The sequence below is a fragment of the Mammaliicoccus sp. N-M50 genome (assembly GCF_022386995.1).
Classification (GTDB): Bacteria; Bacillota; Bacilli; order Staphylococcales; family Staphylococcaceae; genus Mammaliicoccus; species Mammaliicoccus sciuri_A.
Window position 1 is genome coordinate 1 of the sequence record NZ_JAJNJA010000013.1, and the last position, 20955, is coordinate 20955.

Annotated in this window: 20 protein-coding genes and 3 pseudogenes; 17 read left to right on the forward strand and 6 right to left on the reverse strand. The window is 32.9% G+C overall.

Translation table 11 applies throughout. The features are described from left to right. The 4 genes from LQ622_RS14290 to LQ622_RS14305 form a co-directional block, all read right to left on the reverse strand. Positions 1-365 (reverse strand): phage tail protein (locus LQ622_RS14290; protein WP_239775433.1); only part of this gene is annotated, 365 nt, incomplete at its 3' end. Between the two features lie 610 nt (positions 366-975). Next, positions 976-1863 (reverse strand): OLD family protein, encoded by an 888-nt coding sequence (locus LQ622_RS14295; protein WP_239705607.1) that lies wholly within the window; start codon positions 1861-1863, stop codon positions 976-978. Positions 1864-1921: 58 nt separating this feature from the next. Next, positions 1922-2194, reverse strand: coding sequence for a hypothetical protein (locus LQ622_RS14300; RefSeq protein ID WP_239705605.1), 273 nt, complete (start codon positions 2192-2194; stop codon positions 1922-1924). Positions 2195-2211: 17 nt separating this feature from the next. Further along, positions 2212-3282: a hypothetical protein gene (locus LQ622_RS14305; RefSeq protein WP_239705602.1), complete on the reverse strand. Its 1071-nt coding sequence runs from the start codon at positions 3280-3282 to the stop codon at positions 2212-2214. 141 nt (positions 3283-3423) lie between these two features. Here LQ622_RS14305 and ssb point away from each other — a divergent pair, with 141 nt between their 5' ends. From ssb to LQ622_RS14375, 15 genes and pseudogenes are all read left to right on the forward strand, one after another. Continuing rightward, positions 3424-3714 carry a cassette chromosome ssDNA-binding protein gene (ssb, locus tag LQ622_RS14310; protein WP_239775435.1) on the forward strand — a complete coding sequence of 97 codons (291 nt, stop codon included), beginning with the start codon at positions 3424-3426 and terminating at the stop codon, positions 3712-3714. Beyond that, positions 3714-5504 (forward strand): cassette chromosome replicative helicase, encoded by a 1791-nt coding sequence (gene cch1, locus LQ622_RS14315; protein WP_239705600.1) that lies wholly within the window; start codon positions 3714-3716, stop codon positions 5502-5504. Before ssb ends, cch1 begins: the two co-directional genes overlap by 1 nt. 178 nt (positions 5505-5682) lie before the next feature. Continuing rightward, complete coding sequence (ccrA, locus tag LQ622_RS14320) at positions 5683-7032, forward strand: cassette chromosome recombinase CcrA (RefSeq protein WP_239775436.1); 1350 nt, start codon at positions 5683-5685, stop codon at positions 7030-7032. A 20-nt stretch (positions 7033-7052) separates the two neighbouring features. Continuing rightward, complete coding sequence (ccrB, locus tag LQ622_RS14325) at positions 7053-8681, forward strand: cassette chromosome recombinase CcrB (RefSeq protein WP_001186596.1); 1629 nt, start codon at positions 7053-7055, stop codon at positions 8679-8681. A gap of 470 nt (positions 8682-9151) precedes the next feature. Beyond that, positions 9152-9502 (forward strand): SAUGI family uracil-DNA glycosylase inhibitor, encoded by a 351-nt coding sequence (locus tag LQ622_RS14330; RefSeq protein WP_000171449.1) that lies wholly within the window; start codon positions 9152-9154, stop codon positions 9500-9502. Positions 9503-9586: 84 nt separating this feature from the next. Then, a complete protein-coding gene (locus tag LQ622_RS14335) occupies positions 9587-9898 on the forward strand; it encodes a DUF960 family protein (protein WP_000833212.1) in 312 nt (103 codons plus the stop codon). Between the two features lie 18 nt (positions 9899-9916). Beyond that, positions 9917-10438: a DUF1643 domain-containing protein gene (locus LQ622_RS14340; protein WP_000836008.1), complete on the forward strand. Its 522-nt coding sequence runs from the start codon at positions 9917-9919 to the stop codon at positions 10436-10438. A gap of 1 nt (position 10439) precedes the next feature. Next, positions 10440-10646 (forward strand): hypothetical protein, encoded by a 207-nt coding sequence (locus LQ622_RS14345; RefSeq protein ID WP_001077283.1) that lies wholly within the window; start codon positions 10440-10442, stop codon positions 10644-10646. Beyond that, positions 10639-10962 (forward strand): JAB domain-containing protein, encoded by a 324-nt coding sequence (locus LQ622_RS14350; protein WP_000088091.1) that lies wholly within the window; start codon positions 10639-10641, stop codon positions 10960-10962. The genes LQ622_RS14345 and LQ622_RS14350 overlap by 8 nt, the downstream gene beginning before the upstream one ends. A gap of 118 nt (positions 10963-11080) precedes the next feature. Continuing rightward, a pseudogene (locus LQ622_RS15240) lies at positions 11081-11161 on the forward strand (site-specific integrase); the annotation flags it as partial. Continuing rightward, entirely contained in the window at positions 11157-13049 is a 1893-nt protein-coding gene (locus LQ622_RS14355) for a site-specific integrase (RefSeq protein WP_075100293.1), read from the forward strand. The pseudogene LQ622_RS15240 and the gene LQ622_RS14355, both read left to right, overlap by 5 nt. 6 nt (positions 13050-13055) lie before the next feature. Continuing rightward, a complete protein-coding gene (locus LQ622_RS14360) occupies positions 13056-13433 on the forward strand; it encodes a DUF6262 family protein (protein ID WP_001041908.1) in 378 nt (125 codons plus the stop codon). A gap of 237 nt (positions 13434-13670) precedes the next feature. Next, a complete protein-coding gene (locus tag LQ622_RS14365; protein WP_000159127.1) occupies positions 13671-14036 on the forward strand; it encodes an ArsR/SmtB family transcription factor in 366 nt (121 codons plus the stop codon). Further along, positions 14029-16443 (forward strand): cadmium-translocating P-type ATPase CadA, encoded by a 2415-nt coding sequence (locus tag LQ622_RS14370; protein WP_000378485.1) that lies wholly within the window; start codon positions 14029-14031, stop codon positions 16441-16443. The genes LQ622_RS14365 and LQ622_RS14370 overlap by 8 nt, the downstream gene beginning before the upstream one ends. 80 nt (positions 16444-16523) lie before the next feature. Continuing rightward, the gene (locus tag LQ622_RS14375; protein WP_000562107.1) at positions 16524-17141 is read left to right on the forward strand and encodes a CadD family cadmium resistance transporter; all 618 of its coding nucleotides are present in this window, start codon (positions 16524-16526) and stop codon (positions 17139-17141) included. A gap of 273 nt (positions 17142-17414) precedes the next feature. On the opposite strand, the pseudogene LQ622_RS14385 reads toward LQ622_RS14375, so the two are convergent. After that, positions 17415-18053, reverse strand: a pseudogene (locus LQ622_RS14385) (sulfite exporter TauE/SafE family protein); the annotation flags it as partial. Continuing rightward, complete coding sequence (gene cstR, locus LQ622_RS14390; RefSeq protein WP_000220507.1) at positions 18053-18313, reverse strand: persulfide-sensing transcriptional repressor CstR; 261 nt, start codon at positions 18311-18313, stop codon at positions 18053-18055. The gene cstR and the pseudogene LQ622_RS14385, both read right to left, overlap by 1 nt. 135 nt (positions 18314-18448) lie before the next feature. On the opposite strand from cstR, the gene LQ622_RS14395 reads away from it, so the two are divergent. Both LQ622_RS14395 and cstB read left to right on the forward strand, forming a co-directional pair. Further along, on the forward strand, positions 18449-19513 hold the full coding sequence (locus tag LQ622_RS14395) for a DsrE/DsrF/DrsH-like family protein (RefSeq protein ID WP_000438836.1): 1065 nt from the start codon (positions 18449-18451) through the stop codon (positions 19511-19513). Between the two features lie 33 nt (positions 19514-19546). Then, a pseudogene (gene cstB / locus LQ622_RS14400) lies at positions 19547-20881 on the forward strand (persulfide dioxygenase-sulfurtransferase CstB). The last annotated feature ends 74 nt before the right edge of the window (positions 20882-20955 follow it).

Genomic DNA, 20955 nt, shown 5'->3' on the forward strand with positions numbered 1-20955 from the left:
GGTTCAATCATACCTTTTTGGATGTATAAACAATAATTAATGATTTCATCATTCTTTAAGTTCTCTGTTGTTACTATTATATATTCTTCATTTGAAGTGTGTAGTTCTTCTTTCCAGTTTGTAATATTGAAGAAACGACCTAATCGTGTTTTTTCTCTAAATTTAACAGGATATTTATACTCTGATAAAAACGAACACTTTGTTTTAGTTTGGTTGGTAAATAATTGATTAATAATATTGGAAAGTTGCTTCTTGTTTACGTGTTCTACATCAAAACGTACTCTATTTTCATTAGATGCTTGAAAAAAAGGTGTTTCATTTTCTATATCAAAGTTTATGTTCATTTCTTCGAGGTTAATAATCATTTTTAATCTCCTATTCACTTTCTATTAAAACAACAATATAAAATATTACTCCTATTATCTAGTATTTCACATATGGATTCAATTACTAATAGATATTCACTCCACCCTCTTTCAATGCAGACATGGCATCTGCGGTCTTTGAAAGAGGGATTTTTTTATCAATATCCAAAAATAGAAAATCTTACATTTAATAAATATTTTGGGTTGTCTATTAAAGTACAAAAATAGCGAAGCATATTTATCCTCGTAAATTGCTTCGCTACCCCATTTATTTATACTTCATTTTTAGAATTAATCATACCTGTCTCATGATGATTATATTTACATTTATTAATAGTTGATAACTAGCTAGCCACTTCAATATTTAACACATATTACAACTTTTATAAACTTCAATATCTTTATCAAAATCTATATCAAATTTTTTATAATTGCTTTTTCTATAGCTAGAGTTATAAAACAAAACTTCACTAAAAGTATTCGTTCATTATATTCCTTAAGTACTTTTGCAACCTCATTTAAAGTTCTAAAAACGTAATATTTATTTCCCAGTTACTGGGGACATTATATATATAATATGTAATAACTAATATATTTTGTACACTAGCAATTATTTTACTAATCCCTTTATTGCTTTATGCCAGCTTAATATCTCATCATATACTTTATGTTCCCTTAGATCAGCTTCATTGATTTCATTAGTCATCTGATTTAATTGGTTCTTTATTTTACTTATTTTCTTTTTCTTTTTATCTTCATTTAATATATCCCAATTCTCACTGCTACGATTTTCAGAATTATTATAGACGTGTTTACTTATTAATTCTGCAATATCTAAAGTGTTCCAGTTTTCATTATCATTTATATCGATACCTTCATATCTCTTTGTTATAAGATTAATAGGGATATAATTTTCAAATTCTCTTAATTTTGTTTCAAGCGCAATACAATTTTCTTTTTCAGACAATATTTTAATACACTTTTCATATTTGTGCTCTTTACTAGACCCTATATCACTATCATAAATATGAAATTGTGGTAAATTTAATTTCCCCAAATAATCTTCGTTTACCCAATATTGCAAACTACTTCCACCCATTGGAATTAATAGTATAGACTCACTATTCAAATCAATTAATTCATTAAAATGCTTAATAGCTTTATTAATTCCTTTTAAAAAGATAATATCATTTTTTCCTTCTACGCATACAACACACTTAACTTTATGTAATTCATTTGTTTCAATATTAGGTAAAATTCCCAAACTATTTGCTATTTCATTTAAAATATTATTATTAGAGTTTGATTCTTCAATTTTAAGTACATTGCTATCATCTTTATAAATATAGCGTATATCTTCTAAATTAATCATACTTGCAATACTTGGACTATGAGTTGTCATCAAAATTTGACTATTATTGTTCATTAAGATCTTTTTGAACAATTGAACCATTTGAAGTTTGAATTCAGGACTGAAAGTCCTTCTCTTTTTTTCCATAAAAAGAATCGCCTACTTTCTTAATTTAAGACTAACCTTCCTTATAAAAGTTGTCTAGTTAAGTGTAGCCGATCCATTCTGTTTGGATATAACGAATACTTAAAATAACAGTAAAGAATTCATCTAATTTTTTTGTCTGTAACAACTGCTGTAATATATCAACAACATACCTCCACCTTGATGGAAAAGGGTTTTTGTATGTGTCCTTTCTATTAAAGTACTGATTAAAAAAACGCACTAAATCTGAACCTGTTTTATACTCATAAATGCTATTTTCATCGTCCCCGTTAAATACATTTGCAATTTTTTTAAGCATCTCTTCAGTTATCATAGTTATATCACCTCTAATTAATTATATCCTATAATATTTAAAGGCTTATATTTGATAGCTCTATTAAACCTATTTCTATCTTGATCATTAAAGTCGCGACCTTTCAACCACCTTAACCTTAGCTCACTTCTTAATAAATTATAATATAAAAAAAGCGAGTCTTTCCTATATCTATTTTCATTTATAGAGTCTAAATACGGTATTCGATTTTCGTCCTCTAATACACATTGAGAAATCTCTTCTTCTAAAATAGCTTCATTTACCCACTTTTCTATTTCATTCATAGTCGCATTTATTACATAATTAACATCTAATACAAATAACTTAATGTCTTTATACTTACCTATATTATCAATACTTGCTCTCAATATTTTTAATCTAATCCATGGAAATTCAACATTCGATAATTCCATAGCTACTTCTCCTAATAATGTTTCCAACTTCTGATTATTAATATTTTCCACCAATTTTTTCAATTCGTGAGTAAGTCGCAATAATTCATTATAAAGTACAAATGAAAAATCAAGTTCTAAATAAAGTAACGAACGTAAACAATCAAAATCAGAATCATAGTAATCTATTTCATCCATAAAATATTTATATAAACCCAATAAATCATTGTAAGGAATTAATTTATTCTCTAATTTCATTTTCTTGGAATTTTTATTTATTTTTTTAATTAATTGTTCATTTTTGGCATTAATTCTTTTATAAGTTGTATTCAATTTTTCAATGTCTAGTTTTTCAATCAAAAATCCATTTGTTAAGTTTTTATCCTTTAATTTTATAGCAAAAATAGTTTGTAATGAACTTGGATTTAGTATTTTTTCTTCTTCCCAATTATCTTTAGGCTTCAATTTCACACGTAATATATTATGGATATTCGCTGTTTTGTAATGTCTATGTAGCGTTTCTTTATCTTGAATTGCTATTTCTGCATCAAATATTAAATAATCAAAAAATTCAGTAATACTTGGATAAATATCTAATGAATCAATTTCTCTCTTCCTAATCATTAGGTGTAATGCAACTTCAAGTTCAATGACATCCTTTAAATCATTAAATAAATTCTCCACCCATTCCTTCATAAAATCACCCTAACACTTTAAAGTAATAAAAAGTCACCTTTTTATTCTAATCCTTAATCATTATAACTCATGCGATACTATATTTAGAAAATTAATTGTGCGCACCTTTGATTTTCAAATAAAAATTGGAGGTAGTTTTAGATGAATAAGAAAACTGAGCAACAAAATAAAATTAATAATTGTATGTATGCTATGGCATTCAAGCAATCGGTGGGAAGTACGTTCACTTATAGTGAGCTAAGAGAGAAATCTGCTATGGTCTGTAGCACTAACGACCAACGTGAAGTTGGACGTCGTTTTGCTTACTGGATTAAGCATACGCCAGGACTTCCATTTAAGATTGTAGGTAAAAAGAATGGTAGTTTGTTGTATAAAAAAACTGGTCCTAATCCAATGCGTCACAAAAGTAACTGGAAAGGTGGTAACAACTAATGACTAACAACATATTCAAGCAATATCCATATTTTTTAAATTCAAATGGCTTTTATGAAGTGATTCCACCTAAAAGTAACAATGATGTAGAAAAAATTATTCAATTGTCTAGTCCCATCATTATTGAAAATAAATTTCTCGACCCGTCTACAGGGGTTGAGAAATTGGTTATTACAGACGGAAAAAATACTGAACGTATTGAAGCATCAGATATCTTAACATCTTTCAAGCTACCTGGATTGATTAAGTACGGCTTCAACATCAATGAACGGTACATTAAATCATTAAGCTATGCGTTACAATCGATGCGCCAGTCACTTCCATTATCTAAATTATATACCGGCGTAGGTGTATTACAGTCTGATGATGAAGGTATGGTCATTTCATTGGATAAACCATACTTTTCAAAAGAAATAGAGCAATCTCAAGCTAATGAAATCATTTGTGAAACACACTATGATTTACAACCAAAAGGTACTTTCAAAGGCTGGTGGGAGATGTACTTAAAACAAGTTAAAGGGAACTTACTACTAGAACTTGCAGTAGTATTTGCTGCTTCTTCATTAGTTACTGCATTCCTAAAATCAAAACATGAGGTCGAGTTTGCGGGAACCATCTTCTCATTTATGGGAAATTCAAGCACAGGTAAATCGACTGCAGCCGCTTTAGCTGTTTCAATAGCCGGCAATCCTACTAAAGGTAGTAATACACTTTTTAGGTCTTGGAATGGTACGAGAAACGCGCTTGAAGGATATTTAAGTAACAATTATGGTTTGCCTATCGTATTGGACGAATTATCGGCTGCAACCTTCAAAGACACTACTGGGTTGTTGTACAGTTTGGCAGAAGGACAAGGCCGACAACGATCTAATATAGATGGTAATGTCAAAGCACTCAAAAATTGGGGGACCTCAGTGATAAGTACGGCAGAACACAGTGTTTTAAATAATAGTGCACGTAATGATGGATTAAATGTTCGTACCATTGAAATATCAGAAGCATTTACGACGAGTGCTGACAATGCAGATGCGATTAAAAAGGCTACATCCGTCAATTATGGGCATGTAATGCCATTAGTCGCACAATATCTACTCAATCGTGAACAAGAAGTCATACAATCGTTCCATACTGAACATCAATGGTTTAAAACACAACTTGAAAATGAAACGAGTCATACAGGTATTCGTATGTTCAAACGCTATGCAGCGATTACGACATCTGCTCGTATATTCGAACGTGTTATTGCGACGCCCATAGATTTGGATGCGGTCAGAAATTACTTACTCACTTACCATTCAGATTCAGTAAGTGAGCGGTCTCTTGCTGATAAAGCACTCGAAACGATTACGCAATTTGTCGCACAGAATAGAGGGAAATTTTCTGATGATAATAGATTATCAACCATGGTAGAAAATTATGGACTTATTGAATTAAAGGATAATTGTATTCAAGTCAAAATCCTTAAAGATGTCTTTAAACGTATGTTGGAAGAAAACCAATATCAAGATGTGAATAACGTTATAGATGCACTACGCGATAAAGGACATATTCAATCTGACCCTAACAGAAAGACAACTAAACGCAGTATCAAAGATTCCAATGGTAAGTCCAAAACGATTGTATTCTACCATCTTAAATTGGATAAAGAACTTGCACCTATTTTAGGCTTAAACGCTCATGTTGAACCTTTCACACCACCAAAATTTGACGGTAATACAAATCCAGATTTGCTGAATGAATTTGCTAAAAAAGCCAGAGAAATAGAAACTAATGATGATTTAGAATTATAAATTAAATATTTGGAGGTTTATTCATATGGACGAATTCATCACATTACTCGCTGATTTAGTGATCGAAGAAATCAATCGCACTGATGACTAATTATAACGCCCAACACCTGACTGGTGTTGGGCTCATCTATAAATTCGTTCATAAATATATATTATCAATTTGAAAGGAGGAAACTCGATGAAACAAGCTATTGGTTATTTACGCCAAAGTACAACCAAGCAACAATCCTTAGCAGCTCAAAAACAAACCATCAATGCATTAGCCGAAAAACATAATATTCCACACATTACTTTTTATAGCGATAAACAATCAGGACGTACTGATAAGCGGAATGGTTACCAACAAATTACTGAACTGATTCAACAGGGACAATGTGACGTATTATGTTGCTATCGTCTAAATCGACTTCATCGTAATTTGAAAAATGCATTAAAACTTATGAAACTGTGTCAAAAGCATCATGTTCATATTCTAAGTATTCATGATGGCTATTTTGATATGGATAAAGCGTTTGATCGCCTAAAACTTAATATATTCATAAGTCTCGCAGAATTAGAGTCCGATAATATTGGTGAACAAGTCAAGAATGGTCTTAAAGAAAAGGCAAAACAAGGTAAACTCATAACGACCCATGCGCCTTTCGGTTATCACTATCAAAATGGTACTTTCATCATTAATAATGATGAATCACCTACCGTCAAAGCTGTATTCAATTATTACCTTCAAGGCTATGGTTATAAGAAAATTGCGCAATACCTAGAAACAGATGATAAATGTATTAATCGTAAACCCTACCAAGTACGCGCTATTATCACGAATCCTAATTATTGTGGTCGCGTTATCAATCAATATGGACAATATGACAACATGTTCCCTTCTATTGTTTCGACCAATATATACGAACAAGCTCAAGCGATACGGTCACAAAAACATATCAACCGGACACCATCAGATAATCAACTTCAGAAAAAAATCAAATGTCCATATTGTAATTCAACACTGACTAATATGACGATTAGAAAAAAGCACCATATGTTACGTTATTATGCTTGTCCTCAAAATATGAATGCATCACGTTTTGTCTGTGCATTCAAAGGAATCAATGCGCAAGTATTAGAAACAAGTGTCTTAGCGACTTGTCAGGACTTCTTTCAGAACCAACAGCTCTATTCAAAAATCAACCATACAATTCAACAACGACTCAAAAAACAAAGGGACATAGAAGGTAAACATACACTCACGCAAGAACAACTGATAGATAAACTTGCCAAAGGTATGATTGATGCTGAAACATTCAGGAATCAGTCTCAATCAGTGCTTCAAAAGCGCAAAAACATATCCTCAATAAGTGATACTCAGTTGCAAACATCACTACAAAAGGTTATACAGAAAAGTTTCACGTTAAACATGCTGCATCCCTATATTGATGAAATTCGCATTACAAAAAATAAAGCCCTTGTTGGGATCTATTTCAAAAATGAACCATTGAACATTGTGAACCAAACCTCGCAATCATCGATTGCTTAATCAGAAAGGATGAAAAAATCATGCAACAACTCAAACAAAAACGTGTCGGTATCTATGTTCGTGTATCAACGGAAATCCAAAGTACTGAAGGCTATAGTATCGATGGACAAATCAATCAAATTCGAGAATATTGTGATTTCAATAACTTTGTTGTTGTAGATGTATACGCGGATAGAGGTATCTCTGGAAAATCTATGAACCGACCAGAACTACAACGTTTGTTAAAAGATGCGAACGAAGGTCAGATTGATTCTGTTATGGTCTACAAAACAAACCGACTAGCACGTAACACTTCTGACTTACTCAAAATTGTTGAAGACCTTCATCGTCAAAATGTCGAATTCTTCAGCTTATCTGAGCGTATGGAAGTCAATACAAGCAGTGGTAAATTGATGCTACAAATTCTAGCGAGTTTTTCAGAATTTGAAAGAAATAATATTGTCGAAAATGTATTCATGGGTCAAACCCGACGCGCTCAAGAAGGCTATTATCAAGGCAATTTGCCGCTGGGCTATGACAAAATACCGGATAGCAAGCATGAACTCATGATAAACCAACATGAAGCGAATATTGTCAAATATATATTTGAGTCATATGCTAAAGGCCACGGATATCGTAAAATTGCGAATGCACTCAATCACAAAGGATACGTGACTAAAAAAGGAAAGCCTTTCAGTATTGGTTCAGTGACCTATATCTTATCTAATCCATTCTATGTTGGTAAAATTCAATTCGCAAAGTACAAAGATTGGAATGAAAAGCGTCGTAAAGGGCTGAATGATAAACCAATAATAGCTGAAGGTAAGCATTCCCCTATTATTATTCAAGACTTATGGGATAAAGTCCAATTACGTAAAAAACAAGTCAGTCAAAAACCTCAAGTCCACGGTAAAGGAACTAATCTATTAACAGGTATCGTTCATTGTCCACAATGTGGTGCACCAATGGCAGCTAGTAACACAACGAACACATTGAAAGATGGTACCAAGAAGCGAATACGTTATTATTCTTGCAGTAACTTCCGAAACAAAGGCTCAAAAGTATGTTCTGCGAATAGCGTTAGAGCTGATGTGATTGAGAAATACGTCATGGATCAAATACTCGAAATTGTCAAAAGTGATAAAGTCATTAACCAAGTCTTAGAACGTGTCAATCAAGAAAATAAAGTCGATATTGGTGCATTGAACCACGATATCGCTTATAAACAACAACAATACGATGAAGTCAGCGGGAAACTCCATAATTTAGTTAAAACCATTGAAGATAATCCGGACCTAACATCTGCATTGAAAGCAACTATTCATCAATATGAAACACAACTCAATGACATTACAAATCAAATGAATCAACTCAAACAGCAACAAAATCAAGAGAAACTATCTTATGATACGAAACAAATCGCTGCCCTATTACAACGAATATTTCAAAATATAGAATCAATGGATAAAGCACAACTCAAAGCATTATATCTTACAGTCATTGACCGTATTGATATTCGTAAAGACGGTAATCATAAAAAACAGTTCTACGTTACACTAAAACTCAATAATGAAATTATTAAACAACTTTTCAATAATACCCCTCTCGACGAAGTGCTCCTCAGCACTTCGTCTTTATTTTTGCCTCAAACGCTCTTTCTTCAAATCTAATATCTATGTACTGTCCTTTCGTCATTCAATAACACCCATCTAACGAATCTTTTCAACATACTAACAAGTCACAACTCAATGTGAAGCTTATATTGTATGACGAAAGAACATCCCAAAATAAAATATGAACGGGATAGCAATGGGATTTGATAAATACATGTAGGATAAGGATTACGCAAGCGTAATCCCGAAATCCCATTATTATTTATAAATAAATAATATAAAAAGAAAAAGTAAGTCGTACTGACACCACCAAATCCAAATGATATATAAATATATCGCTATATTTCCTGAGAAATGAGCGGGATAATGGGATTTCCTTGTCATATCAACAATTGTGATAATTTTCTATTGGGATATTTTCTTAATAACAATGGGATTCACAAACGAAACAAAATTTTTTTGAAGCATATATTATCTATATGGTGTATTACATGTATACATCAAAAACATTATAGGAGGTCATAACCATGACACTAGAAAAACAACTCAAAGAGTATATAACTAACTTATTCAATCTGCCAAAGGACGAAAAATGGGAATGTGAATCTATCGAGGAAGTGGCAGATAATATCCTTCCTGATCAATATATCAGACTTGGTCCGCTTACCAACAAAATCCTTCATACGTATACTTACTACTCTGACACACTTCATGAAAGGCATATATACCCCTTTATCCTCTACTATCAAAAACAACTTATTGCGATTGGTTATATTGATGAAACAAACGATATGGACTTCTTATATCTTCATAACACAGTTATGCCACTACTAGATCAAAGACACTTACTTGAAAAGGAGAATTATAATAATGAATAAATGGATACACATAGCTCAGATAAGCGTCACAGTCATTACAGAAGTTATTACAATAATGAAAGATATAGAAAAGGAGAAATGAGCATGAAACGTTATATTACACGTAGTATTGCCAATTACTTGCCAGCAATGTTGCAGCAACAGTTATGGAAACTTGTAGCGCAACGCGAAAACGAACAATTCAAGGAACTAGAAGAGATTGATTACTTTCATATATTCCAGTTCAATATGCATAATAGTCAATTATATATCAAACATAAGCAAGAACGTCCAGAGTACGTAAAAATTCATAAGGCAAATTATTCAAAAGCTATCAATATTAATAAGGTCTACATTATCCGAGAAGATGATGTAGACCTTTCTTATTACGTCATGTTGTTACCTGAAGAATATTAAATAAAGGAGTTAGATAAAATGAAATCAATCAAAAGTGTATTAGAAACTGAAGCGATATTTAGTCAGGATAAAATGCATCGTTATCTTCTCAAGAAAACTTGGGATATTGATAAAGAAGTACTTACAATTATAACGATGTATCCTCATTATGATGGTGTTATCAACGTTGACCTTACAACACAACTTATTGTCAATAAAGTAGCTGAAAAAGATGAATATGGTGGCGTTAATTTTATAAATCTTTTTTCAAATATTGATACCCCCATTAATTTAAAACATATCGAAAACAGCCATGACAAGCACACGGATATTCACATTATGAAAGCTGTCAAAGAAGCCGATAGTGTTTTATTGGCTTGGGGTTCCTACGGAAAAAAACCTCTTGTGGAAAATCGAGTGAATGAAGTATTAGACATGTTAAAACCTCACAGTAAGAAAATCAGTATATTAACAAATCCTCAAACAAATGAAATCATGCATCCATTAAATCCATACGCTAGAAAGGCATGGACAATTAAACCATTAAAGGAGACTAAATAGAATGAATCAAACATGGAAAGAAGTATACCAATATTTAATGCATCAACCACACATCGATGTTATTAAAGGCATTATCGCCTTTTCATCAAACAAAAAAAATAATTCAGAATTAGATGAGCTATATTCCATTTATATGAATGATGATTCTATCACATCCATTGTTCACCCTGACTTAATAGAAAGTATAGAGCTTATCCATAATGAGTAGAAAAAGAATAGATGTTGTCAAAGTCCAAATGGTTAAAGAAGATACACTTTGGTATTTAAAAAGACGTATTGAAGAACCAAAAGACGCTGCTGATATTATGCGTGACTTCATAGGAAATGCTGACCGAGAACACTTCATTTTAATTTGCTTGAATAGCAAAAATGAACCTACACATATTGAAACCGTCTCTATAGGAACCATTAATTTTGCGGTTATACATCCTCGAGAAATATTTAAAACAGCCATATTAAGTAACGCAACGGGTATGATTATTGGCCATAACCACCCAAGTGGAGACATATTAACCATAGTATAATAAATAATAGTAGTTAAAGTAGTTCAGGAGGAGATGTTAAAGGGAGATTTTACTTTAAATAAAAATTAACAAGGTTTATAATTTGTAGTACTTAAAGTGTTTAAAGAGGGGGGCGCGTGTGAGGGTTCAAAGGATAGAAGTGGAGAATAAGCCGTATCCATTGTATTTATTACTAGATAAAGAATACCAGCTAAATGAATGCTTCTAGTAAAAGGAAAATTATCAGTCAGAGTGAGATCAGCAAAAAAATAGCTGTAATGAATGAAGAAATGCAAGGGTTTTGGGCTAATAATAGTTGGGATATAAGAAAATGTCCACATCCTTCTGCCATAGAATTAAGTAAGAATCCTGCTTTAAGAAATCGTTGGGTTCGTTTTGAACGTGTTAAAAATCTGTGGTTAAGAACAGAATTGAAATATTTTTATTTTTACCATTTAAACAATGGAATATGGAATGCAAAAACTGTCTGGATTAGAAAAGGAACAGTAATTAATAAAATGTTGGATTTTTTAGATTTAAAGTATCCCAGCATTACTTCAATTACTGAAGTTCCTATTGATAAAGCAATGACGGAGTATAGAACATATTTGACAAAACAGGGTGTTAGAATTACCACCACTAATTATAAGATTACTGCTAATCAAGAAAAAACACCTGTAAAAGCTAATTCTTACTATGTTACTAATCTTAAACAATTTATTGAGTTTTATGAGGATTTTTATTTTGATGGAGAGGAGTGGGATAAAGACGTTTGGGATAGACGAAACTTACCTTTGCCAGATGATAAGGTTAACCCAACACAATATGAATATACAATTAACTTTAAAGGGTTTCGGAATACATATTTTAAACAGCTTGTAAAAAGATATTGTAAGTTAAGATTGAACATGGATAGCTTTTCCTATGTAAGTGATATTGCCCAAAAACTTAAAGAGTTCTTTAATTTTCTGGACATAAAGTTTAAACACGTTCAGAGAGTACACCAATTAACGAGAGTGGAAATTGAAGCATATTTAAGTGAACTAAACATGATGGGGATAAAACCTAGTACAATAACTGGGAGGATCTCTATATTGGAAGGACTATTTAGTACCCTTCATAGGCTAGAATGGGATGATGTTCCTTCCAAATTATTAATTTATCCCGAGGACTATCCGAAAATACCAAGAGCAAAACCTCGCTTTATAGACGAATTCGTTCTAGAGCAATTGAACAGTCATCTTGATAAATTACCCGAATATATAGCTACGATGACTATGATTGTTCAAGAATGTGGAATGAGGATAAGTGAATTGTGCACCTTGAAAAAAGGCTGTTTATTAGAGGACAAAGATGGAGATTACTTTTTAAAGTATTATCAATGGAAAATGAAAAAGGAGCATATAGTTCCAATATCTAAAGAGGTAGTTTTACTTATTAAAGTTCGGGAAGATAAAGTTTCAGAGGAATTTCCAGATAGTGAATACCTCTTTCCAAGAAAAGATGGATCGCCATTAAAACAAGAAACATTTAGAGGCGAATTAAATAAATTAGCTTATGAGCAAAATATAGTGGATAAATTAGGCGAGATTTATAGATTCCATGCCCATGCCTTTCGCCATTCAGTAGGAACAAGAATGATTAACAACGGGGTGCCCCAGCATATTGTGCAGAAATTTTTGGGACATGAAAGCCCAGAAATGACAAGCAGATACGCTCATATCTTTGATGAAACTCTAAAAAATGAATTTACTAAATTTCAAGAAAAACTGGTTACCAATAATGGAGATGTGCTCAATCTAGATGATGATAGTGAAGTCGATGATGTAGAGCTTCAATGGTTCAAGAAAAATATAAATGCACAAGTGCTTCCAAATGGTTATTGTAGATTGCCAGTAATAGCAGGTGGTTGTCCACATGCGAATGCATGCTTAGATTGCACTCACTTCTGTACCAGTAAGCAATTCTTACCACAGCACGAAGAACAGTTAGAGCGTACAGAAGAGTTATTAACCATAGCAAAGGATAAACAATGGCAAAGACAAATAGAGACTAATAGCCGTATTAAAGAGCGTTTAGAACAAATCATTGGAAGTTTAACGGGGTAATTATCAATGAATAAACAAGTTAGAAATACAACAGAAATTGTACGTTTGGCGAAGCAGAAATCACAAAAGACAAGAGAAAAAGTAGACAAAGCGATTTCTAAATTTTCGATTGAAGGTAAAGCTATTAATTTTAATTCAATAGCAAAGGAAGCTAATGTTTCTAAATCATGGCTTTATAAGGAACACGATATTAGGCAAAGAATCGAATCCCTTCGTGAGCGTCAAATAACATCAAATGTAGTCTCAAAACCCAAGAAAAGTTCTCGTTCGGAGGAAATCCTTATAAAAACCTTAAAAAGAAGAGTTATGGAATTAGAAAAAGAAAATAAAAAATTACAGAACCAAATTCAAAAATTATATGGAGATCTGTATAATAAAGAGTAGTTTTTATTATTAATCTGTAGACAGATTGTGAAAGGATGCACTTAAACTAACGGGGCAGTTATGTTTAAGATACTTTAAAATTTGGTTAAAATCTCCGAAAGGATTGGTTTCTAACATTAGAAACCAATCCTTTTTAATATTAATTATATATCATTCAAACAATCATTTGACTATTTGTTTATAGTGGGATATATTATAATCATCAAACAAACAGTCATTTGAATAAGGAGGGTAATTATGACAAAAGATATGTGTGAAGTTACCTATATTCATGAAGATAAGGTAAACAGGGCTAAAAAAGACCTTGCTAAACAGAATCCTATGGATGTAGCGAAAGTTTTTAAGGCTCTATCAGATGATACAAGAGTTAAAATTGCTTATGTTTTGTCTTTAGAGGGAGAGTTATGTGTTTGTGATGTAGCTAATATCATTGAATCTTCAACGGCTACGGCATCCCATCATTTAAGATTATTGAAAAATTTAGGTATAGCAAAATACCGTAAAGAAGGAAAATTAGTCTATTATTCACTAGATGATGAGCATGTTAAACAGCTTGTAGAAAAAGCTTTCTTGCATCAAAGGGAGGTTGCTAGTATTGGATAGTTCAACAAAAACATTAACAGAAGATAAACAGGTTTACCGTGTGGAGGGTTTCTCGTGTGCGAATTGTGCTGGGAAGTTTGAAAAAAATGTAAAAGAACTATCAGGGGTGCATGATGCTAAAGTCAATTTCGGAGCTTCCAAAATTGATGTCTTTGGCAGTGCAACCGTTGAAGATCTGGAAAAGGCTGGTGCTTTCGAGAATCTTAAAGTGGCACCAGAGAAGGCTAGAAGAAGGGTCGAACCAGTGGTAACAGAAGATAAAAATGTTTACCGTGTGGAGGGATTTTCTTGCGCAAACTGTGCTGGGAAGTTTGAAAAAAATGTAAAACAACTAGCTGGAGTTCAGGATGCAAAAGTGAACTTTGGCGCTTCTAAAATTGATGTATATGGAAACGCATCGGTTGAAGAGCTTGAAAAAGCAGGTGCTTTCGAGAATCTTAAGGTAATTCCTGAAAAACTGGCGAATCCATCGATACAAGCGGTCAAAGAAGACACTAAGGCTCCTAAAGAAGAGAAAATACCGTTTTATAAAAAACACAGCACATTGCTGTTTGCCACATTACTGATTGCTTTTGGTTACCTTTCTCACTTTGTAAATGGAGAAGATAACCTTGTAACGTCCATGTTATTTGTAAGTTCGATTGTAATTGGCGGATATTCACTATTTAAAGTTGGTTTTCAAAATTTGATACGCTTTGATTTCGACATGAAAACCCTGATGACCGTTGCAGTTATTGGAGCTGCCATCATTGGTGAATGGGCAGAGGCATCCATTGTTGTCATTCTCTTTGCAATCAGTGAAGCACTTGAACGTTTTTCTATGGATAGAGCAAGACAGTCCATTCGTTCATTGATGGATATTGCCCCAAAAGAAGCACTTGTTAGGCGGAATGGTCAGGAAATAATGATCCATGTGGACGATATTGCCGTGGGTGATATTATGATCGTCAAACCAGGGGAGAAAATTGCCATGGATGGGATCATTATAAATGGTGTGTCGGCTGTCAACCAGGCTGCTATAACAGGAGAATCTGTCCCTGTTGCCAAAACGGTAGATGATGAAGTATTTGCAGGCACGCTTAACGAAGAGGGACTACTTGAAGTAAAAATCACCAAATACGTAGAGGATACAACTATCTCCAAGATTATTCATCTGGTTGAGGAAGCACAAGGGGAGCGCGCTCCAGCGCAAGCATTCGTAGATAAATTTGCGAAATATTATACGCCGATCATTATGGTTATTGCGGCGCTCGTTGCAGTCGTTCCACCTTTATTCTTTGGTGGAAGTTGGGATACTTGGGTTTATCAAGGATTAGCGGTACTTGTAGTTGGATGTCCGTGTGCATTAGTTATTACTACTCCAATCTCGATTGTCTCGGCAATTGGAAATGCAGCTAAAAAAGGTGTGTTGATTAAAGGCGGTGTCTATCTAGAGGAATTAGGAGCCATTAAGGCAATCGCATTTGATAAAACAGGAACACTGACAAAAGGTGTACCAGTGGTAACAGATTTTAAAGTGTTAAATGATCAAGTGGAAGAAAAAGAGCTGTTTTCCATTATTACAGCTTTAGAATATCGATCACAACATCCACTTGCTTCAGCAATAATGAAGAAAGCAGAGCAAGATAATATTACTTATTCCGATGTTAGAGTGAAGGACTTCACTTCTATTACAGGTCGGGGCATTCAAGGGAATATAGATGGAACAACCTATTACATTGGCAGTCCAAGGCTTTTTAAAGAATTAAATGTTTCCGATTTTAGCCTTGAGTTTGAAAATAAAGTGAAAGTTTTACAAAACCAAGGGAAAACGGCCATGATTATTGGAACGGACCAAACAATCCTCGGCGTGATTGCTGTAGCAGATGAGGTCCGCGAAACAAGTAAAAATGTGATTCTAAAACTTCATCAGTTAGGAATCAAGCAAACAATTATGCTGACAGGTGATAATCAAGGTACCGCAGAAGCAATCGGTGCTCATGTAGGCGTTTCTGATATTCAGTCCGAATTGTTGCCACAGGATAAGTTGGACTATATTAAAAAAATGAAAGCCGAGCATGGTAATGTAGCTATGATTGGCGATGGCGTCAATGATGCTCCTGCACTTGCTGCATCCACTGTTGGCATTGCAATGGGCGGTGCTGGAACAGATACTGCCATCGAGACAGCTGATATTGCATTAATGGGAGATGATTTAAGTAAGCTTCCATTTGCAGTAAGACTTAGCAGGAAAACGCTAAATATCATCAAAGCGAACATCACGTTTGCCATCGGAATTAAGATAATTGCCTTACTATTGGTTATTCCAGGCTGGCTAACCCTTTGGATTGCGATTCTTTCCGATATGGGAGCCACTATTTTGGTAGCATTAAATAGTTTGCGACTGATGAGAGTGAAGGATAAATAGGTACTATATGTGTGCAATTTACGGAAGGACTTTTCATTTTGAAGAAAAGTCCTATCCCTAAAATATTTGGAGATGATAAAATGATCGCGACGATACTGACGGCTACTGCGGTATATGTAGCAACAGGAATTGATTATCTCGTCATATTAATTCTTTTGTTTTCGCAAGTAAAAAAAGGTCAGGTAAAACATATTTGGATAGGACAATATATAGGGACTGCAATTGTGATAGGAGCAAGTCTTTTAGTTGCACAGGGGGTTGTAAATTTAATTCCTCAGCAATGGGTTATCGGACTACTTGGACTTTTACCACTTTACCTAGGCGTGAAAATATGGATTAAAGGAGAAGAGGATGAAGATGAAAGTAGCATTTTATCTTTATTCTCCTCTGGAAAATTTAATCAGTTATTTTTGACGATGATTTTCATCGTATTGGCTTCCAGTGCGGATGACTTTTCCATTTATATACCGTACTTCACGACCTTAAGTATGTCTGAAATCTTTATTGTCACTATTGTCTTTCTAATTATGGTTGGAGTTTTGTGCTATGTCAGTTACCGTCTAGCTTCCTTCGATTTTATATCGGAAACAATTGAGAAATATGAACGTTGGATTGTACCAATTGTATTCATTGGGCTAGGTATTTATATATTGTTTGAAAATGGAACATTCAATGCTCTGATTTCATTTCTTCTTTGAAGTGGCGAATCCAAACCATAAAGTAAAGTATAAAGAGGTTATCCTATTGATTGGGATAACCTTTTTATATTTAACTAATTATCATTTACGTTAAACACATGTACTTAAAGTAAGAACATTGATTTAAACCATTTTTTTCATAATTTACTCTTGATAAGATCCGACACCTTCTCCAGGAGATATCAAAATAACTCAGAGAATAAAAGAGATTAGTGAAATGATGGGCATTATATTATATGACCACATAATATTTTCAGAAAATGATCATCATTCAATTATCAAAAAAATTGCACTTTCTACTGGTATATATCCTTGCATTAATTTTATAAAAAATGCCCCTACTGAAGATATAAAAGCAATTGCTATGCTATTGTTCACTACCGTATTCATTGGTAATTTAAATAATGCTAATAATACAGGAATGATGATAAATGCTCCACCTGCACCCACAATTCCCGAAATTACACCAATTCCAAATCCAACTATAATAAATAGCAAAGGTTTAGATTTCGTCTCTTGTGTAGTAGGTTTAACTTTAATAAACATCAATATTAAAGCAAGTATGGCGATTATTACATATACCGTATTTACAAAAGTAGCATTAAACAAACTAGCTAAAATTGCCCCTAACATGCTTCCAATCAACATACCCCCTCCCATATATATAACAAGTTTAGGAGAGAAAGCTGGTTGTTTTCTTGCATTTAATGATCCACTAAGTGTACTGAAAAATACTTGACTAGAGGTAAGTCCCGAAGCAATATATGCACTATACGCAGGTATACCTATTAATGGTGGCAATATAAGAATAGCTGGGTAAATAATAATTGCGCCCCCAATACCTATTAATCCAGATATAAATCCACCCAGTACGCCAATTAGCAACATAATAGTCATATTTGCTATATCCATTATTTACTTTTAACTAATAAATTAACTGCTTCATTAATTAATTCTTGAGAACTTTCATTATTTTCTTCTGCTGTTTTAACGCATTCTATTAAATTTTCACTAATTATAATCCCCATTAAACGTTGTATAGAACCTTTAGATGCACTAAGTTGCGTAATTATATCTTTGCAATCTTTTTCTTCTTCCATCATTTTTACGACACCATTTAATTGACCTTGTATTCTATTTATACGATTAATCATTTTTTTATCATAAGTCATATTCATTTCCTCCACATAAATTGATTAAGTTAATAATAATAAATTAAAACAAAATTGTCAAATACCCCTATAGGTATTTGGCAAATGATTCTATCCGTTTTATTATACCCTCATAGGTATTTATAGGAGGTAAGTATGGAACAATACAAAGAAGTACACATTAATTCATTAAACAAAGAAGAATTAGAAAAATTGGCAAAAATGGGTCAATTGATTGATGTTAGAACAAAAGAAGAATATGAATTAGGACACATTAACGGTTCAACTTTACACCCAGTAGAAGAGATTAAATCATTCAATAAGAATAGCAACAAAACGTATTATATACATTGTAAAAGCGGTAACCGAAGCACTAAAGCTTGCGATTATTTAGCCAAACAAGGTTATGATGTCGTGAATTTAAAGGGTGGATATAAAGATTATGAAGCAAAGAACTTCAATAGTGCTCCTTTAATAGAAAAAGATATTGAAATCAAAGAGAATCGTAAACAATTTGATTTTAGAGGTCTTCAGTGCCCTGGACCTATTGTTAATATCAGTAAAGAAATTAACAATATTTCAACGGGTGAGCAAATCGAGGTAACAGTTACAGATCCTGGTTTCAATAGTGATATTAAAAGTTGGGCGAAACAAACAGGGAATACCCTTGTAAATCTTACTGAAGAAGCAAATGTAATTAATGCAATTATTCAAAAAGAAAAGCCAAAAGAATTTGAAATCAATGACACTGCTACAGGTACAACAATTGTTTTATTTAGCGGTGAGTTAGATAAGGCAGTAGCAGCAATGATCATCGCAAATGGCGCTAAAGCAGCAGGTAAAGATGTAACTATTTTCTTTACTTTTTGGGGCCTCAACGCATTAAAAAAAGCGCAATCAACTCGCGTTAAAAAGAAAGGTATTTCCAAAATGTTTGACCTTATGTTACCTAAGGATCCAATACATATGCCATTATCAAAAATGAATATGTTTGGACTAGGTAATATTATGATGCGTTATGTAATGAACAAGAAAAATGTTGATTCTTTATACTCACTTATCGATCAAGCAATCGATCAAGATATAAAGTTAATTGCTTGTACCATGAGTATGGATGTTATGGGAATTTCAAAAGAAGAATTAAGAGATGAAGTCGATTATGGTGGCGTAGGTACTTATATTGGACATACTGAGCAAGCAAATCATAACTTATTTATCTAATCAATAAAATCTATTTTAAAAAGGAGTTTTTTTTTGTTTTTCAAACAATTTTATGAAGACAATTTTTCACAAGCATCTTATTTAATTGGATGTCAACGTACAGGAGAAGCAATGATTATTGACCCTATACGAGATTTAACAAAATATTTAAAAGTTGCAGATAAAGAAGGATTCACAATTACTAAAGCTGCAGAAACACATATTCATGCTGATTTTGCTTCAGGTATTAGAGATGTGGCAAATAAATTGAATGCAAGTATATACGTATCTGATGAAGGTAAAGATGAATTTAATTATAAAAATATGCCTAAACAAACACATTTCGTTAAGCATCAAGATATTATCTATTTAGGAAAGATTAAATTAGAAGTCTTACACACTCCAGGCCATACCCCTGAGAGTATTAGTTTTTTACTTACTGACGAAGGTGGGGGTTCCAGTATACCAATGGGATTATTTAGCGGTGACTTCATCTTTGTTGGTGATGTAGGTAGACCAGATCTATTAGAAAAAGCTGTAAATGTTGAAGGTTCTACAAAAATCGGAGCAAAACAAATGTATCAGTCCATACAATTTGCTGCAACATTACCAGACTATATTCAAATTTGGCCAGGTCATGGTGCAGGGAGTCCTTGTGGTAAAGCGCTAGGTTCATTACCTACAACTACTTTGGGTTATGAGAAAATAAACAACTGGGCTTTTAATGTTAAAGATGAAACTTCATTTATCGAAACTTTAACACTCAATCAGCCAGCTCCACCACACCATTTTTCACAAATGAAAAAAATAAATCAATTTGGTATGCAAATGTACCAACCATATAATGTTTACCCTAGTTCAAGCAATACACAAACTGCTTTTGATCTTCGAAGTAAAGAAGCATTCCATGGTGGTCATATGCATGGAACTATCAATATTCCTTTTAATAAAACTTTTATAAATCAAATTGGTTGGTATTTAGATTATGACTAAGATATTGAATTAATTGGCGATAAATCTACCGTTCAACAAGCTATTCATGCTTTACAATTAATTGGTTTTGAAAATGTAAAAAGTTACCGTTTGCCACAAACAAATATCGTCACATCATCTATTCATAGTTCTGAAATGACTGGTGAAGAACATAATGTATTAGATGTTCGTAATGATGATGAATGGCGTAAAGGTCATTTAAAACAAGCAATTCATATTCCTCACGGTAAACTTTTAAATGAAGATATACCTTTCGATAAAAATGACCTAATTTATGTACATTGTCAATCAGGTGTTAGAAGTTCAATAGCGGTAGGAATATTAGAATATAAAGGATTTACGAATATTGTTAACGTTAGAGGTGGCTATCAACATTTACCAGCATTTTTAAAATAGTTTTCTTCTGCAATAGAACTATAAAAATCCCTCAATCCGAAAATTCAATTCGGATTGAGGGATTTTTTTATAAA

Coding starts and splice junctions, on each gene's coding strand:
- LQ622_RS14295 (WP_239705607.1), bottom strand. CDS start 1,863: ATGGAAAAAAAGAGAAGGACTTTCAGTCCTGAATTCAAACTTCAAATG.
- LQ622_RS14300 (WP_239705605.1), bottom strand. CDS start 2,194: ATGATAACTGAAGAGATGCTTAAAAAAATTGCAAATGTATTTAACGGG.
- LQ622_RS14305 (WP_239705602.1), bottom strand. CDS start 3,282: ATGAAGGAATGGGTGGAGAATTTATTTAATGATTTAAAGGATGTCATT.
- ssb (WP_239775435.1), top strand. CDS start 3,424: ATGAATAAGAAAACTGAGCAACAAAATAAAATTAATAATTGTATGTAT.
- cch1 (WP_239705600.1), top strand. CDS start 3,714: ATGACTAACAACATATTCAAGCAATATCCATATTTTTTAAATTCAAAT.
- ccrA (WP_239775436.1), top strand. CDS start 5,683: ATGAAACAAGCTATTGGTTATTTACGCCAAAGTACAACCAAGCAACAA.
- ccrB (WP_001186596.1), top strand. CDS start 7,053: ATGCAACAACTCAAACAAAAACGTGTCGGTATCTATGTTCGTGTATCA.
- LQ622_RS14330 (WP_000171449.1), top strand. CDS start 9,152: ATGACACTAGAAAAACAACTCAAAGAGTATATAACTAACTTATTCAAT.
- LQ622_RS14335 (WP_000833212.1), top strand. CDS start 9,587: ATGAAACGTTATATTACACGTAGTATTGCCAATTACTTGCCAGCAATG.
- LQ622_RS14340 (WP_000836008.1), top strand. CDS start 9,917: ATGAAATCAATCAAAAGTGTATTAGAAACTGAAGCGATATTTAGTCAG.
- LQ622_RS14345 (WP_001077283.1), top strand. CDS start 10,440: ATGAATCAAACATGGAAAGAAGTATACCAATATTTAATGCATCAACCA.
- LQ622_RS14350 (WP_000088091.1), top strand. CDS start 10,639: ATGAGTAGAAAAAGAATAGATGTTGTCAAAGTCCAAATGGTTAAAGAA.
- LQ622_RS14355 (WP_075100293.1), top strand. CDS start 11,157: ATGAATGCTTCTAGTAAAAGGAAAATTATCAGTCAGAGTGAGATCAGC.
- LQ622_RS14360 (WP_001041908.1), top strand. CDS start 13,056: ATGAATAAACAAGTTAGAAATACAACAGAAATTGTACGTTTGGCGAAG.
- LQ622_RS14365 (WP_000159127.1), top strand. CDS start 13,671: ATGACAAAAGATATGTGTGAAGTTACCTATATTCATGAAGATAAGGTA.
- LQ622_RS14375 (WP_000562107.1), top strand. CDS start 16,524: ATGATCGCGACGATACTGACGGCTACTGCGGTATATGTAGCAACAGGA.
- cstR (WP_000220507.1), bottom strand. CDS start 18,313: ATGACTTATGATAAAAAAATGATTAATCGTATAAATAGAATACAAGGT.
- LQ622_RS14395 (WP_000438836.1), top strand. CDS start 18,449: ATGGAACAATACAAAGAAGTACACATTAATTCATTAAACAAAGAAGAA.